Annotated in this window: 1 protein-coding gene (running past one end of the window); it reads right to left on the reverse strand. The window is 48.1% G+C overall.

Annotated features, from left to right (window positions below):
- Window positions 1-19106, reverse strand: the 3' portion of a protein-coding gene (locus ACN0T0_RS09090; protein WP_417225277.1) for a DUF4347 domain-containing protein. It continues 18667 nt past the right edge of the window; 19106 of the gene's 37773 nt are visible here — the last part of the coding sequence; its start codon lies off the right edge, out of view; it ends in the stop codon at window positions 1-3.

The following is a 19106-nucleotide window of genomic DNA, read 5'->3' on the forward strand; positions in this document are numbered from 1 at the left end:
TTAGTCCTTTTTCTGCCACAGAGAATATCTCCGACTGGACTGTAGTTTTCGCAAATCCTGCAAATCGCCCTGAATAACATTGTCTTCATTACTTAAGCGGCCTAACCTCCATCCACGCTGCCCAGCCACATTCGCCGCCAACAGCAGGCCAATGGCTAATGAGTCAGATAAGGATTCACCCGAAGGTTCCGCATAGTCATGACTCGTCGCTTCACCCTCAACACTATGCTCCGAATAACGATCAGTTGGTAACGAAACTCCCTCTTTTTCTAACCATTGATCGATCAGAGCTACTGGGAGTATGGCATCTTCTGGCGCTACAGGTACAGTAGGTTTCTGCTCTCCATTCGGAACAGGTTCCGGAGCCGTTTGAGACGCATGCCCAGCCCCTCTTCGATGCTCAACACCGAGTAAAGGCAGATTCCGTAAAAATTCTTGCAACTCACTATCGGACAACCGAGAAAGCACTTCGCCGTTCAACAGTGGAGTTAAACGTAACGCGGTATCGGTTCGCAACGGCTCAACATCAGAGGAATAGCCATCCTCAAAGATATCATTGCCCTCCTCTCGCTCTAAGCCCGTATTAACACCATAGATGCTAAACAGACTAGAAGATATAACTTCTCGGCCGGTTGGGTCTGAAACAATCAAGAGAGAAGTGAAGTCGGCTGAATCCTGAATACGGGCATAGTTACCGATAATGACATCGGTGATTAAATTACCATCGAAATAATCAAAGTCGTTGCCACCTACGAGAATATCAAATCCATCTCCGCCCGACAGAATGTCACTCGCCCCGAAGGTCGGCAAGGTCGACTGGAAGTCCCTCAACCCTGACGTTGTGATCGAAATATCAACAAAGTCGCCAAAGATGGCATCCTCCCCCTCTTCACCACGAATCGAATCTGAACCGGCGCCACCGAGCCCTATATCGTCACCCGCACCTAAGTTGACAATATCATTACCCCCTAAAAGAGCGTCAATATCATTTCTAATTGATACGGCGGGCTCTGTCGTAAAGTTATAAGACAGAGCGCCGGTATCAGCAATAACGATGTCATTATCTGCGCCGGAGTTGATAACATCACTGCCCAAGCCGCCAAATATAATGTCATCGCCCGCATCAGTACTGATATTGTCATCATCACCACCCTCATTGCTGGTGATAATGCTTTGCAGTTGACCCGTTTCGAATAACACTTCACCGGTATCGCCTAGAACAACGTCTTCACCAACACCGGTAACAACCCTGTCCGCCCCTGGACCAGCCAAAATAACGTTATCACCATCTCCGCTTTGAATAGTGTCAGCACCACCGATTGAGGTTTTCGCTGACGTTACTCGCGTAATAACATTATTAACATAGATCAACTCACCGGCATCACCAAGAATGACATCCACACCATCGCCGGTGGTCACGTTATCGGCACTAAAGCCGCCGATCACGCGGTTACTGCCTTCGCCGGCATCAATGGTATCCAGACCGGTGGTTGTTGCATCGATATCCGTAGACACCAAACGCACCGCCAACCCATCCACATACTCAATCAGGCCGTTATCACCAAAGATATCATCATCACCGGCAGCCGCCGTGACTCGGTCATTCCCCTGACCCGCGAAAATAGTATTGTTACCACCCCCGGTGATAATGACATCATCACCGCCATTAATAATATTAGTGGTTTGCATTGTCTGGATAACGCCATCGTTGCCTATAACGATTTCACCGTTATCACCAATAATGCGGTCATGACCGACACTCGTCTCAACAAAGTCTGCGCCTTGGCCGCCCATCACAATATTATTACCTGAAAGACTTCCCACGCGGATATCATCATCACCACCCTGAGCGCTGCTTGAGCGAACTAAGGTAACAACGCCGGCGCTAAAGGCACTAACATCGGTATAACCAATTGCGCCTAGGTCACCCAGCACAATATTATCGCCGACCATATCAGTGACAACGTCACCACCTAAACCGGCTATGATGCGATCATTACCTTCACCACCATCAATCGTATCGCGGCCATCAGCACTGAAGTCAGCGCTGGTGATCAATGCGAGCGCATCCAGCTCACTGGCGAGCAAGTCATTGCCTGCAGCATCTTGTGCCGAGCCTCCTTCACCAAAGATGATGTCGTTACCGGTTTCACCTAAGATGAAGTCATCACCCGCATTACCTCTGATAATATCGTCCTCAGAACCGCCTTTTATTCTATCGTTACCCGCGTTGCCGTCTAATGTATCGCGCCCGGCATTACCGTAAACGATATCGTTACCCTCATTCGCGTAAATACGATCATCACCTTCATGACCATACAGTATGTCGTCGCCCTGGCTACCGAAGACTAGGTCATTATCTTCATTCCCGTAAACGCGGATAGCCATAGTCGCGGTGCCGGCATAAACTTCATCTTCACCTGTGTTACCAAAGATATCCAAACGTCGGGCTTCACTGTCTCCCAGTGACGCCAACGCTGCGTGAGCTGGATTCGACAAGTTATCGCTAGCCGTTACCCTAATAGTATCGTCGCCATCGTTAGCATATAGAGAGGTTACGCTAACGCCCTCAACATACACGCTGTTAACCAAGATTTGATCGGCACCTTTACCGGCCCAAATAACCAAGTCGTTATTATAATTACCACTGGTTGCTGTATAGGTAATATCACCTAAAGCCATGCCGCTAAGACGATCACGACTTAAGCTCGCGTTATCAGCATCAACATCATCAAAGTCACTGATATACAGTGCGTTCTCACCGCTGCCCGCATCAATATTCAACAAACCATTAATGCCATCCAAAGTACCGTGGGCATCAGGCTGATTGGTCAAGTCTGCGTTAGCATCGCTAGTAACGTAGATCGAATCTTCACCCACAAAGGTGTTAATACTGGTTTCAGTGTCCTGATGAGTTGATTGAACATTAACAACATCACTGCCACTGCCTAAGTTAATATCCAGCTGGCCAATGTTGTAATAGTTGATGCCAGCCATACGTTTCTCAACGGAGGCATCACCAACAACGCTCGTAATTTCAACACCTGCATATGCACCTTGGAACTGAATCAACCATTCATTACCCACCCGAATAACTGAAATATTATCCGTGTACGGTAAGAAATCCTGTTGATCTGATAGATCGTCATTAACTAACGACGCAGGTTTGTTATTAGGGTTTAAGATTGGGCGCAACGCTTCAATAATCTCCGCTTGTGTTGCCGTTACTGCGATCGACGCCGTTAACTGCCCTAATACTTCCAACTGATAAGTACCCGTTAATGCCGGTGTAAGCGTCTGAATCTGGCCGGTTTGTGCCGTTAATGCTCCCTGTCTAACCGTACTCGTTTTAACCTCAACGGTGGCATCGGCTGCAGCATTTAAACCCGTGATATCGGTAATTTCCAACTGAGGAATAGACTGACCTGCCATTTCACCACCAAAGGTAATGGTAAAGCTGTAGCCGTTAACAACCGCTTGGCGCTCAACCTCTAAACCGGGACCGGCACTGAAGTGAGTTTTCAAGGCCGTCAATAGCGTTACTTCTTCAAGATCAGGAATAGCTATCGCGGTACCATCAATATCCAAAATGTAATGACCAGACACTGCCCGTATATAGAGCGATTGCACCTCAGACAGGGACGGCATATCTAAGCCCGTTATGCTGTCATGAGTGACGAACAACTCATTGCTATCAGCATCACCAGAATCATTAACGATCAGTTGGTTATCACCTTCTCCACCATCAACCACTAACAATGCCGCGATCTCATCCGCTAGTTGTTGCTGGCTACCGACGGTAACAATGTCGTCGTCATCGCCTGTTTTCAGGGTCAGAGCACCAGCCACTGTTTCAACGCTAACGAGATCATCGCCTCCTCGGGTATCGATAGTTGTACTACCTGCATGAGTAGACTGAATCGTTAGATCATCAGCGCCATTGCCCAATTCAATCGACAGCGTTTCAAGGTTGGCATAACGAATACCACCTGCAATCTCTTCATCGCCCAGCCTGATGTTATCCCCCATACCAAAGCCAGTGATCGTATCCGCCGTTAATATGCCTTTTTCTGCTGCAGGGCTAGCGCTGTTATACAAATTAAGTACATCGACTTGGGTATCTTCAGTAACCCGAGTATTCATATTGACCGGGTTGATGTAATAGTCGCGCGCCATTGGCGCAACACCATTTGGCCAGTCTCCCGCTAGGGTGAAGGTTTGGCCATTTTGCGCAACGATCTCCATGGTGACCGTTTCGCCGCTAGCATTATCAACCATAACCAATTCAAACAGTCCGTTCTTAAGATCTAAATTAAAGCCGGGGTTGTGTTTAAATTCGTCTTTATCCCAATATTCAGCAGCACTGTCAGTCACCACTATATGGCCGCCAACATTATCAATCGATGTAAGCGTGCCTTCAATTTTGTACCAGTTATTTTCTTCCGGTAACAGCAGCGGATTATTAAGAGTTTGAGCGGCACTATCCGCCAAACCACCATCGATAGAGATCGGCCCGCGAATGCTATTAAGACGCTCGCCTAACGGAGCAAAGACTTGGGCATCACCGCCATCAATAATGTCGTCATCGGCCGCTGACAAGGTAATCGTTTGAATATCATCCCAAGCTACTTGGCCGGCACCGGGCGTACCACCTACAAAGGTAATACTCGATGTGTCTGTGCCTACCTGAACCTGATTATGCTCGGCCGTTTTACCGTCTTCGAAAGCGTAATTACTATGATAAGTCCGTGTTTCAATGCCGGCAAAATCAATGGTCACTAAATCCGGCACCAGCAAGCCCGTGACTGGATCAAGCACCATAGGTGCACCCGACAAGACCACTTGATAAGAGTCATCTTGCCAGCTTTCATTAGCGTAGCCATCCACACCGCTCATCAGATAACTCACTTCGAAACGATCACCTGCGCTCAACACCAGATTGGACTTGAGATTATAAGAATCGGTTAGCGCGTCATAGCTTTCGATAATGGCTGTCTGACCTGCGTTATCGCCCGACGTCACCGTCAATAACATGCCATCCATCTTCACATAGTTACTATCGGTGGCATGACCCTCGAGTGAAATATTCAGCTTATAGTTCTCTGTCATACCTTCTAGGTAGGTATTTGAATAACTATTGCCGTTAGTGGTTACCGATGTATTGGTAGTGGTATTAAATAACGATCGCTCTAACGTGGTAATTTCCGTGCGCACATTCACATCACTGGTATAGGTAACCGAATAACCCACTTCAACTCGATAAGTGCCTTTATTAGCAAACAGGAACTCCAACATAGGATCTCCCTGACTGCTGCTGCCGTTGTCCGCCAGCCAGCTAAAGTCTTTATCAAAGGTCATCTCTGTGCCATTAACAGCACCAGACGTCATATCAAACACTTTCATGTACGGCAAATAGGATTGCGTAGAGGTCACCCGTGTTTCTACTACACGCTTGGTCTCTGTGAGAGTCGTAAAAATATTACCTGAAGATGAAAATGACTCACTTTGATAGACGTTAGTCGAACTGTTACTAAAAGAAGAACCGTAATCGATATCGAACAAGCCCTGAACCTGAGTCTTACGTCCATTTGAAACAAGGGCATCATCGACCGTATCAATCAACACCCGATTGCCGATGGTTGTTACAGTGCTACTCAAGCCTGCAGCATGAAGCAGGTCCATCAAACCGGTAGCAACCTTGTCATTAATCGACTCAGGCGCATCAATATCAGTTTGGCTCACGAGATACGTATAAGTGATGCCATTAACCGTAATCGACCAAGCATCACCCACCGCGGGTAGAGCATCATCAGTAAGATCTAACGCATAGGTATCCCAACGATCTCTATCGTCGACCTGTGGGCCCTGTAGAGCTTCGATATTTTCAATACTCAAGCTCGCAGAGACGCGGCTCTCATCATCGGCAACAAATACTAAGGCACCCGTATCGACGGTTACCGTAATCCCAGCTAAGCCATTGGTCAGTGCTGTCGCTACACCCCCTAATCCACCAGCTGCTCCAGCAGTGCCATAAATGGTCGACAATGAAGCGCCGCTGTATGAGACATCATCACCGTTACTATCCTTAACCGTTACTGTCCAAACATCACTACTGCTATGGCTGTAACCAGAATCAATGGTTAAAGCCTGAGAATAAACCGTCACATTAACGGTGCTTTGAGACGCTTCGGTATCTTCAGTCACCATCGCGTTCAACGTCAAATCTGGGCTGGCACCATTATCTCGGGTTATCACCAGTGTATTGCTCGAGGCTTCATAATGAGCAACATAATCACCTGCGGTCAGCTGTGTAGCGAGATCCGCACCAACAATGTCTACATCGGTAGCTGAAGCATTACTGGCCACCGCACTAGCGCCCGACAATACGCGCCAGTTTTCAGCAGTAAGGGTGCTATCCAGCACCAGTTTTTGTTGATGTACTTCATTTGAAGTAGAGAAACGTGCATCGGATGTCGTCATGCCGTTGCCATCCGAACGTTTCACGACAAAGGATGTATTACCACTGGTATAGGTAATGCTGTAGCTACCATCTAACTTACTATCCAGTTGTGCTTGAATATTGTCAGTGACTGCAGCCAATGTTGGCGCATTAGCGGCACCGGTATAGTTACTTGTGTACTCAGCCGTTTGTCCATCGACAGTAACAGACCAAGTACGATTGTTGGCAACACCTGTGTCGATAGTGAACTTACGCTCAATTAACTGGGTTGAACCCGCATCAACAGAGCGATCATCTACCACGCGAACGCTGACTGCTTTGCTGGCATCGTCCGTCACGGTGAGGGTTTTGCTAGCATCGTCGTACTTAATACGATAATCAGTACCTAGCACAGCCTTAACCGCGCCAACTAAACCAGCGCCTACGGTATTAAGGTTGTTAGCACCGGACGATTTATCAAAGGTGTAATCCTGACCATCAATGGTGACTATCCAATCCTGTCCATTTCCCACACCAAATGATGGCGCTTTTAGCACGACATTGGTTTCTTGCAAAGAGATCGAGGTTTGATCAGCGGCATAAGCCGTCTCATGGGTAATAGACAGCTTAAAGCCGTTTTCGATATTCGTTATCACTACATCGTCGGCAGAACTCCCGATAGCTGCGGTAAAGAAGCTATCCAAGCCGTTCAGTTGAGTTAACAATGAGGCAGCCAGGTCAGCACCACTGGTGCCCATCGCCTCAACATCATAAGTCACACCAGAAACAGTCACATGCCACTGGTCTCCCACTTTAACCGACGCTGGGAAGTTTATACCCGCAGAGGTGTACCAACCGCTTTTACTGCCTAAGTTGGAGTCGTCCGCATGAACCGAGCCCGCGGGGCTGAACAACATATCATCCGTGACTTCGAAGAGGTAACTATCCGCTTTATAAGAGCCGCCACCTTCAATAGTAATATGCGACATAGTGTCATTAATGACACCGCCTACATCAGTATTACCAACCAGAATATTAGGATCGGTATACCAGCCCTTATTGTCAGTGCCCGTACCACTCACGCCATCAATATCACTGATAAGCTGACCGCCAGTGCCGTTATAGAAGGCTGTTTCATTCTCAGCTTCGAGCAGCGGTGACTGGGTAAAGTCGAACGCTGTCGTCACCTGCTCCTGCAAGCTGAGGTGCAGCTTATAATCGGTGCCTTCTGGCACACCTTCCCAAACGGGGCTATTGCGATTGATATTACCTTCAACCTCGACAAAATAGGTGCCCGCATCCGTGATGTTGTAATTAATGTAACTGTCGTTGTAATAAGTAACCGGCAGCACCGACGTTTTACCCTGATCTAATGTCAACAGGTTCGTTTTACTCTGCCAGTAAACACTATCACCTGCAGCATAATCGGAATCCACATCGGCCCAGAAATCAATGCCAGCAGAGCCTGCATCATCAATCATCGTTTGAGTAACGGTGAATTTGAAGTAATCCTTCGAGCCATCACCACGGCCATTAACAGTAATGTGCGGAAGTGCTTTAGAGTTTGCGATGGTTGGATCTGTAGCGGTTGTCCAGCGGGCAGCACTTAAATCCTGCGCTGATTTCACGCTATCATTGCCTTGCAACTCGTTCACTTCAGCCAAACCAAAACTCGCCTGAACCGAAAGCCCCGTGCTATCAACCAACACCATACCTTCACCGAGGACACCCGCAGCATCGGTTTCTGTCACCTGCGCACGACCATTCTCCTGAATGATCAGCAGCGAGGGCGATTCATCATCCGCGATCGTGACGTCGACCACACTCATCGTCAGATCATCGTAATACGGATCAGCACTGCTAACGGTATGGCTTAAACGACCGTAATGAATGCCTTCAACATCGGCATCGTCGATAGCCGTAAAGGTAACCGTTTGCGCCTCACTCCAATTACCTGGCGTAAATGTCAACTCAGTCACATCGGTGGCTAACTGACCATCGCTCGCAATGGTAATCGTCACATTGTCAGACGGTTGATGGCTTAACATCACCTCATAGCTATCACTGCGCAAAGCGGCTACCGCTTCAGCAACCAACGGTTCACTACTACTCTTAGCGATTAAGATGGTTGGCGATACCGAGCGCACATCGATGCTGCCCATGACCTGCCCACTAAAGAAGGCATCATCGGTAATCACTAAGTGAGAAATCAGACCATCCGGTGCGCCACCACTCGCATCACTGTAGGCGACCACTTGTGGCCCCCAATCTGCTGCAGTAAAGGTTAACGTTGTTTTATCCGTCTCCATTGAGTCTGGCGTTTCGATCTCTATCACAACGTCCGCCGTAGGCGCTTGCGATAACGCAACCTCATAACGATTATTGCTCATTAAGGTCACGGCAACATCGGGGTTGGCATCAATCACTTTATGGGATGTTAAATCATCATCCACCACTTCTGCTGTAATCTGCCCCACCAGAATACGATCATACTCATCGCCATCCTGATCAGTATCACCCTCTTTCACCGAATGACGGATCACGATATTACGGACACCTTCAGCCAGATCATCATCGGGCGCGGTGACTGTCACCAACTGTGGAATAAACCAATTGGTACGATCGAACAATAGCGTGGTGGTGTCTTCGCTACCATTTAACGCAACGCCTTTACCACCCTGTTTTAATTCCAGTTCTGTCGCCAAAACGGCACTGGCAGTCACCCGCACAACATCCTGCGGTGCTCGGGTCAAAACCACTTCATAGGTGTTATTAGTTTTATTGCGATCGGCTAAAACAACGCCGGCGGTTTTCTCGTATGTGCGAATTGATGAACCGACGGGACGAACAATAACGCCGGCTTCATCATCGTCCATCACATCGACAGAGATGGTTTGGGTCAATGCCTGAAAGCGAGTATCGCCCGTGGTTAAGGTGTGTTCCAACAAGCCACTATGGCCTTGTAGATCATCCGCCACCACGGTAATCGACTCACCGTCATTACCGCCCGCGGTATTAAAGGTGTCGCTGCCTAAGCCACCGATCAGGTTTAGATCGAGGTTTTCACTGGTGCTATAAACATAGAAGTTATCATTACCTTCCATGCCATTAATAATTAACCGCTCAATGCCCTCAAAACCAATAAAGCGGCCCGCTCCAAAAACGCCCTGTTCGGTAATGACATAATCATCACCAAACTCAGTCCCCAGAATAGTCACGGTATCTAAACCATCGCCGCCACGTATATTAACCGGTGCATTCATCGCATAGTTGATGAAGTCAGCGCCCTGGCCACCATTAATATTGGCAACCGGCGCATTTTCATCATCGGGATCAACCAGTACGAAACTGCGAACTAAGAAAGTATCGTTATCTTCATCACCATTCAAATCAACAGAAGCGACGTTGCGATAAACAATGAAATTATCCTCGCCAGTACCACCATTGAGCGATGCATCGTAGCTAATACCATTGCTGATATAGCCCTGCGTTACCAAGGTTGTATCAAAATAATCTTCCGGCGCCAGACCTGATTCAACATTATTTCTAGCGGCGTTAAATACTTGACCTACTTGGAAGGTATCGTCTCCGGCATCACCGTAAACGGACATCTTCGCGGTCGTATCATCAAAGGTGAAGCTGTCATGTCCATCACGACCATAGACATTGATTTCATCATTACTATCGATGTTGTAATTAACACGTTGAATGGGCGCACCGATCAGTGGGTTGCCATCGGCATCCACCTCTAGTGCAAAAATAGTATCTGGACGGAATAAAAAGTTATCCGCTTGGTCAGTACCCTGAATCGCCACTCGGTCAAAACCGGTATCAGCCGCATCGTCATCAATACTGATAACTGACTCACCTTCACCGGCTAGGCCAATGTAATACCAATCGGAGCCCGCTTCGCCACGTAAGACGAGTTCACCAGCAATGCCATTCACATTGGTTTGCAAATCATTAGCGTTGTAATTAACCCGAATCGTATCGTTATCGGCTCCCGCATTGACTTCAGCGTATGTGCCGGTATCAGACAGGGTGATGAAGTCATTACCCTCACCCGAGTTCAATTGAATATTCTCCGCACCCGCGGCTGCAACAAAAAGCTTGTCGCCACCAGCACCGGTATTCACCGTAATGTCTGTTGCGTGATGCAGGCTTTCAACCGAGACCTTATCAACCACCACCTGGCTGTTGTCATTGGCATCATCGGCATTCAGGTTAAGCACGATGTCTTCTACACCGACCATGCGCACAGCATATTCGCCTAAGCCTTGCAGCGTATCGAAAGCGACAACATTCTCAACGGCGCCTTTGCCGGTGACAAACTCATCGGTGACCACCAGCGTTTCGTTGATCGTCATGATTATTTCTACCGACTCTGCTAGATAGAAACCATAGTCATCCTGCACAGCATTGATATTTATCTCGTGATCCACGGCAATGCCATTGATATCACGGGTAATGATTAAACCATCCAGCAACGGTGCTTCGACATCGGTACGCAGAGCCTGCCCACCATCAAGGGTTTCGATTAAACGCGTAACGTTGGCATCGTTGAAGTCAAGATCACCCAGGGCACTCTGGCCAACAGCAATAGTGTAATCCTTCCAGTTATCCGCCGTGAGATACACGCCGTCATCTAATTGATTGCTCGCCGCCACATCATTGGCACCGCTATCCTGATTAAAGCGACGTAGCGCAACCGCTTCCAGAATTTCTTCGTGCTGAGCACCAACCCCGTAGTAGGAATAGCTGTAATAAGAGTGATCCAGATTATCCACGATCTCTGCATACTGATTATTAAGCAGAATATCTTTACCCCGGGTCGCATCGGTATTACCCACCGTACCGCTGACCCAATTCACCCCTTGGATTCCTGCGGTATCACCCACGGTGTAATTGATCGCTAAAATTTCACGGGTATCGATCTCACGGTCGACGCTATAGTTGGTTTTACCCGCGGTACTATCGGCCTGTGGGCCATCCCCATAGCCATTATCGTTGCGCGTCAGCGCTTGTACATCATCAGCGTTAGGATCTAAACGGCGAACATATTCGCCCAGCGAGGCATTCCAGTCATAAGCTGCATCCCAGGTTTCGTTATCCCAAATATTCTGAGAGTATTCATAACTCGTTGATCGTATTGAGGTATCCAGTTGAGTCTGCTTATAGACTCTAAGCGCAGAGTCAGAGGCGATATCATAAATTCGACCTCCGGGTAAGCTGCCATCTTTCAATTGCGCACGGACACCGGACAGATCAAGATAGCTTCTCAAGCCTTCAAGTCGAGCCACAACATCGCTCTTCAGGCTAGAAGGAGATATCTCATCCAGCATCGGGTCAATCAGCAAAGCATCCAATACATCGAGAGAGAAATCATAGGTGCTAATCAGGTTTTCACCCATCAGCTGCAGACCACGCTTCACAAACCCATCTAAGCGATCAATAAAGGTCGTATCCGAGACAACGGGATTGGTGTTAGCCAATGCCGTGACGGCCGCCTGCAATGGGTTGAGGTACTCGAGTGCGGTAAACGCCTCAACCAACAAGTCTTTCGACAAGGTGACGCTGGCTTCGGCAACATCACCATTGAGTAGATCATCAAGAACACCGACTTGAGTGTCGTTATGAGCACGGATTAAAGCACTCCTCAAATCATCCGGCGTAAAACCAGTACCATCGGTCAGTTCTGCTAATTTGGTGAGATTAAAGTCAAAATCAACCGTTTCTAACGCTTGTTTCTCTAGGGTTATATCCAGACCCGCGTTATCTCGCGCGTTAACGGTCACCGTATCAGTACCAGCACCACCCACAACTCGGACTAAGCCAGCAATACGCGACATATCGTAGTTTTCAGGCAGTATTTTAAGTACGCTACGCTCAGGTAAATTATCGAATTTATACGCGGCGGTACCGGTCACCTCATCGGCGCTATAATCTTGCACGACGTTAATAGTCGTATCGCTTTCCTTCTTCGCCTCAACATCATAAAACAGCGAAATCATATCCCAGAACATATCTTTGCCAGGGGTTGTTCCTGCTACACCGATACGATCGTTTGAAGCATACTTCTCTTCGCCGACACCCGTCACCCCCTCCCAAGCCGTGGTATAGGTATAGTGATGCGTGCCAAAGAACCAGTAACTCGCCTGATGATAAACCGGCACATTACGCGTATAGAGATCCGTCAAATACAGATCGGGGTCATAGCCCCAGTTATCAATTTCTGTGTCGTTATTAGATGAGCCTAAACGAACACCATCACTTTGAATAATACTGCCGGTGACTGTCTGGCCTATTACCCAGTTTAAGTAGGTGCCGAAGAAAACATCATCCAGCGTGTTATTACCGGCATTGATCGATCCCGTATCAGCGAGACTATTGAACAGGTCAAAGTCAATTTCATCCGGCAACGCTGGCGCGATCGCATGCCCCAATTCGCTAACTTTGACAGCTTCGATCGGCGCGTAACTGGCGAAGTAATTTTCCCAATCACCATCAGAGAAACTTTGTCCCCATTCTTGACCCGTAAAGTTCAACGCGTCTTCGAGTAGATTGGTATTTTGTACATAAGCATCAACTGCAGCGGTATTGTCCTGACGAACAGTGAATGTCCAGGGACCGAAGTTTTTCCTTTCGAGGCTAGACAAGCTGACGCCATTCACCGGGTTGGTGCGAGCTCGTTCAACGCCCTGAGCGAAGAGTTTTAAAGCAACGGTTAAGTTAGCCTCAAATAACCGCCAATGGGCCTCATCAATAACAGGATTGGCATCTGCCTTCACCCATTTTTGGAAGAATGCTTCCCATGCGGCAGCATCAAAACTGTTTTCCCGCTTCGAAAAGACAACTTCATTATTAGTCACACTTTGCGCATCCAGTATATCTTGCAACACATCCTGCTCAACCGTATAAGTCGCATTGGATTCAGGATAAATGACTTCAAAGGTGTCACCTGCACCACCGTAATTGATGTGGTCATTACCGGACCCCAGACTCAACAACAGAGTGATATCGGCATTCAAGCCATAGAGGTTAATAACATCCTCACCTGTCCCGGTGAGCAAGGCTAATCGCTCGATGCCGCTAACACCTTCAATTTTAAGGCCTGCACCATAGATGTACTGCTTATCGTTTTCGTCAGTGAAAATATTAAACTCATCACCCTGACGTGTGCCCGATAGAATCAACGTATCGAAACCAGAGCCACCAAAAATAGACACACGATTATTCTGCACATAGTTAATCATGGTGTCTTTTTCATCTTCGGCAGTGAGATTATTCTCATCGCCTGCGCCAGCAACAATACCGCCACCGCCGGTGTCACTTGCCACACTGGAAGCCGACACCCCACTTTGTAAATGGGATTTTAGGAAGAAGGTATCGTCATCCGCTTCACCGTATAAGGACAACTGACCAATATTATGGTTAACCTCAAAATAGTCGTCGCCGATACCGCCATAGAAGAAGCTATTGTCATTAACACCGGCGGTAATACCATTCAGACCCTTGACCACCTCGATTAACTCGCCATGGCCATCATCAACAAAATGCGTGTCGATCACACGTCCGATTACGAAGTTGTCATCACCTTCATCACCAGAAACATTCAGAGAAGCCACCGTGCCATCGACAACGAAGGTATCGTTACCGCCGCCACCATTCACCAACACAGTACTTAGGCCATCAGTGTAATAAACCCGTTGATAGAACTCTGGATCTGCCATTGAGATTGAGGGTGTCGTACTGGCAATCGCATCCGCAATATCAACCGGTTTGTTGATCAGTGCGGCATTGCTCGACTGCAACAAGTAGAAATTGCCTTGGATATCTTGCGTCGCATCGTTAATGCTGACATACCAAGGATCGCGGTTAGTCCCCGTACCTTTTATGTTCAGCTCTCTGATGACATTCTCACCGGTCGCTGGGTCGATGAGCGCCAACAACGCCGCTTTAATAGTCGCTGCATCATCGGTGCTACTTAATAAGTCGGTTGTGAAACCATCGTAACTCAAGGTATAGCTGCCGGTTTGGCCCGGTAATATGCTGTAAACCTGAATCTCATTATCTTTGCGTTCGAACATAGCATCGATATCGGGCTTACCCGCCAGCAACGCATCGCCCGTGCCATCTTCGGCCAAACGCTCGACAAATGAGCGAATAACAGAGACCGAAGCCGCCGCGGCATCAGAAACTTCAAAGCGCATGAATTTTTCTTCTGACGTTTGTGGTGCTGTTATCAGCTCGATCATCAGCGCATCGCCGCCCACCTCAGCTACGCGAGCCGTGATACCGGCACTCGCCAATTTAGTTTGTAGGCTGCTGGCCGTATCAGAGGTAAGGACATTGATGCTTATATTGTCATAGCTAAGCACAAAATCGCTCAACGCATGGGTTATTAAATCTCTCGCTCTCTCTAACAGTTGATACTGAGTATCGACATCTAGGTGGAACAGATCATCCGCATCATCGGCACCGCGAATTTCTAGCGTATCGCTCTCAGTGGCCCCCGTGCCACTGTCCATGATATGAATGTTTGACTGATCATCGACAACCCCACTCAGGGTCGTCACATAGTTATCGGAACCAAAGCCACCGTCGAAATAGGCGCCTTTGGTAAAATCTAAAACGCCGTAATTATTGCTGCTCGCGCCGCCGTATATTTCAAACTGCTCAAACACGCCAACGCTGGTTTCATCTTCATACACAGCAACGTCTTCTGTCGGATCAAGCAATGATTGCTGCTGGCCTGTTACCTTGAATGAATCATCCGACAAGCTGAAGTTCAAATCACGCTGCTCTATCAGGGTATCAATGTCATTATCATCAAGATCGACATCATCAAAGATATCGGTACCACGGCCACCCGTAATAACATCATTGCCCTCACCGCCATTGATAAGGTCGTTATATTGACTACCAATTAGCCGGTCATCACCGTCGCCACCGCTGAGGCCAAGGTTATCCACAGCACGGGACAGTATGACCGAATCAGAATTAATGGTGTTGCCCAGAATCTTCTCTTCATTTGGACTAAAGCCAGCAATAATAAAATCATCACCGCCCAAGGCATTAATATTAATGGTGTCGAATTTATCGGAGGTATCCGCTTCATCCGCTTTGCGATCGATACCCCGAATAGTGATCGTCACTTGACGTTGGCTGAGGTTATCCGCTTCGGCTAAATCAACCCGACGGTGAACAACTTGCACAGTATCGGTATTTTTCTGCAGGACAGGATCGAGGCTCGCATCAACAAGACCGGTGTCCTGCAGCTCGTGACCGACCGTAAAGTAATCTCGGATACTGGCATCATCGCCACCTTCAATTAACACGCTATCGTTAGCGTTATCGGTATTGTAGGTAGGATCTTCAAACCAATCAGTGCCACCGTCCAGTTCGGCTTCACCACCACCATCAGGGATCGACCAAGTCGGTTTCTCAACCATACGTGGCACATTTTGCTCAATGGTCTGGAACGATGATAAATATCCTTCAGCCGTGCCTGTCAGTGAATTCAGCGGCAGCACAGCGTAATCACCGGCACCATCGAGCTCAATGTTCCAGTTACCTGCAGTGTCCACCCGCTCGATAATTTTGTAGCTGGATGAAATATTATCAATCAGTGCCTGTACACCTAGACCGCTGAAATCATAGGTTTGAGTGATCGGTGTCTGCGATGAGAAGCCGTTTAACTCAATAGTAAACATCGTATTTCGGCTTAAACCATCACCAGCAACAATGATCTGCGTCGCCACACCTAATTGATCAACAACGCCCCAAGCGCCAAACTGAGTTTCCAGATAAGCAACAACCGCATTCGATGCCGCAGTAATGGCCGCCGCATCGCCGGCAACTTTAGCCGCATTCAGCGCGGTCAAATCAACCGTAATTGAAGCATAGTCTGGGTGAGTAAAGGTTGTGCTGGAAACACCCAAAGGCAGCGTCATTTGGACATTAATGTCCTGCGCTACCGTTAACTTATCAATTGAACCGCCCCCTGCAGGGTTGACCATAATGGCCTGACTCGCGGCATTGACAAACTCTATTCTGAAAACGCTGGTTTCATCATACACAGCGACATTGATGCCACCGCTAATCAATGCCGTTTGCAAACCCGCCGCCGTTAGATCGGCAGCCTCCAGTTCAACACTAAAGTCACCGTAATACAGATAGGTTCCGGCAACAACGTCTGCCTTATCGATGTATTGCTGCTGTTTGTTATCAGCCGTATTTACATTCGCTTTAACTTCCATATTCTGGATATTAATAAAGCGTTCGAATACATAGTTCGCACCGCTATCCAGTTCTGCATCAATGATGGCAACGGTCCATGGGTCATTTTCAATACCCGTACCACCGACCCAAACATCAGTAATGGTATCAAGCGTTTCAAGATACAACTCCACTTCAAGCGCGCTCATATCACGCTGTAAAACCACTGATTCGCCGTTGTAGGAGAAATAAGCATGATCCTGCCAGTCTTCCAGATACAGTGTTTGAGTGGCGACAACGCCATGACTAAGATCGCGTGAAAATGCGGTTGAAGCCTGAACAACAGAATGATCTTGTGTGTATTGTTCGGAACGCAACTGCTTGTATGAACCATCATCTAGCTGGTCGGCTTGCAAGAAGGTAACCTGCCACGGATCGGTAGCAGAGCCTGTTCCAGTAACATGCACATCATCAATAGCATCAAATTTTTCTAGAGTTGCTTCTATCGCTGCAGCACTCAACACACTGATATCAATCGCTTGATCACCATACCAAAGCGAAACAGGGCCGGCAGCCAACGTGAGGTTCTGAACCCGCCCTCCGTTTTCCAACACCTGTGACTCAATACTGGCTTGATCAACAATCGCAACAGAGGTAATTTCAGCTAACTTCATCACGTCATAAGTGGTGTCACTCGCATCCAGAGGCGAGAACGTCATCGTCCAGTCAGGGTCACCCAAACCATCGACCGCTTGAACAACCGTCACCGTCGATGCTCTTAACGCATCGATGCTATCAAATGCAGCGAGAATATCCGCCTCGCTCATGCTGCTGTTCAATAACACTTTCTCTGTACCATACCAAACCATGGCCGTGTCGGTACTGAAATGGAGCTTCTGTTCGCCATTAGTGAAGCTGAACACCGCCTCCGCGGGATCGCTAACACCGTCAACATAACTAGGGTTTACCAGTATTGTTGTACTAGCCGGAACGACCAATGCATCAGCGATATGCTCTGATACGGTCAGGCTCAAACCAAAGAAGTCACCCTGCGCATCCGTGGCAGCATCCAATAATTGCACAACCCACTGACCGGGCTCAGAACCCGAGGCCGCTTTAACCGCACTAATATCGGGATGGTTTAGCAGTGCTGCTTCGATGGCGTTAGCCGTGGCTTGTGCTAATGTCACGGTTTCTGAGGCTTGTAGATCTAAGGAGATCGCTACCGTCTGACCGTTATAGGCGAATTCAGCGGCAAAAGCATTGGCGGGAATAGTGAGCGCCTGACGATCATTAGCGGGGAAAACCACATGGTCAGTCAGCGTCGAAGATATCGCCGTTTGTGTGCTGACGCCAGAGACACTGTCCACTAACTCAAAATTCAAGAGACTATAGTTACCATCAGCATCGGTAATAGCATCCAGTATTTGGACAACCCAACTGCCGGCAGTATCACCCTCAGTCACGACCACATCATCAATACCGAAATGCGCTAACAATGCCTGTTCTATGGACGCTTGCGTATCATCAGCATCGACGGTCACCGTGCCGCCACCGTAACTAATAGCGGTTATTCTACTACTCGCAGGAAGCGTAAATGACTGCTCGATATTAGTCGGAAGATTAATATCATCGCCCAATACCGTTGTTTTAGTGATGATTTCAGTGCCTAAGGCATTGCCACCGACAACAAATTCGAGGATATGGAAGGTACCATCCGCACTTTTGGTGGCTTCGACAGCTGCCGGCCCAGACGGGTTATCAGAGAAGCGAATCAACCATGGATTATTAATCGTTCCCTGACCACTCACGCCCACACTGTTAGCGGGAATATCAGTCAGGCTTTCGAGTGCAGTCTGCACTTCGTCTGTTGTCATTAATGACGATACAGCAACACCTTCGTTGTTGTACCAAACAATACCATTCACCTCCACAGGTGCGTCTTCGTTGTAATCCAGCACATCAAAGGCCAACAGCTGCGCACTGTTGCGTGGGACTTCACTCATGGTATCAGTGATGGTGGTGACATCAGGAGTATGATCAGCATTCGACAAATAGTCAGCACCCACCACATCCAGATGATACAGATACTGCTGTGCACGTGTATCGTCACGCTCAGTCATTGGGCCGCTATGCTTCTGTACTAAATACTGATGCGCCAGAACCAAATAGTTACTGTTCAAATCTGTGGTCGCACCATCAAAGGTAATCACCCATGGATTCGCTTGCGTACCATGAGTGCTCTCGGTTGCCGCTGCGGCAGGCGTAACAGTAACGTTACCCACACCAATAGCGGTTATAGACTCAAGCACAGCCTGCACCTCTGCAGCACTCATACCGGCAGTAATTGTTGCTGAATTACCCGTTGTGCGGCCGTCATCGGCTTTGGTGTCATCGTAGCCGTAAAACAGAGTCACGTTATCCAGTCCGTCAGCTAACCACAGCTCTT

Origin of the sequence: Amphritea sp. (assembly GCF_048266285.1) — a bacterium.
GTDB lineage: Bacteria > Pseudomonadota > Gammaproteobacteria > Pseudomonadales > Balneatricaceae > Amphritea.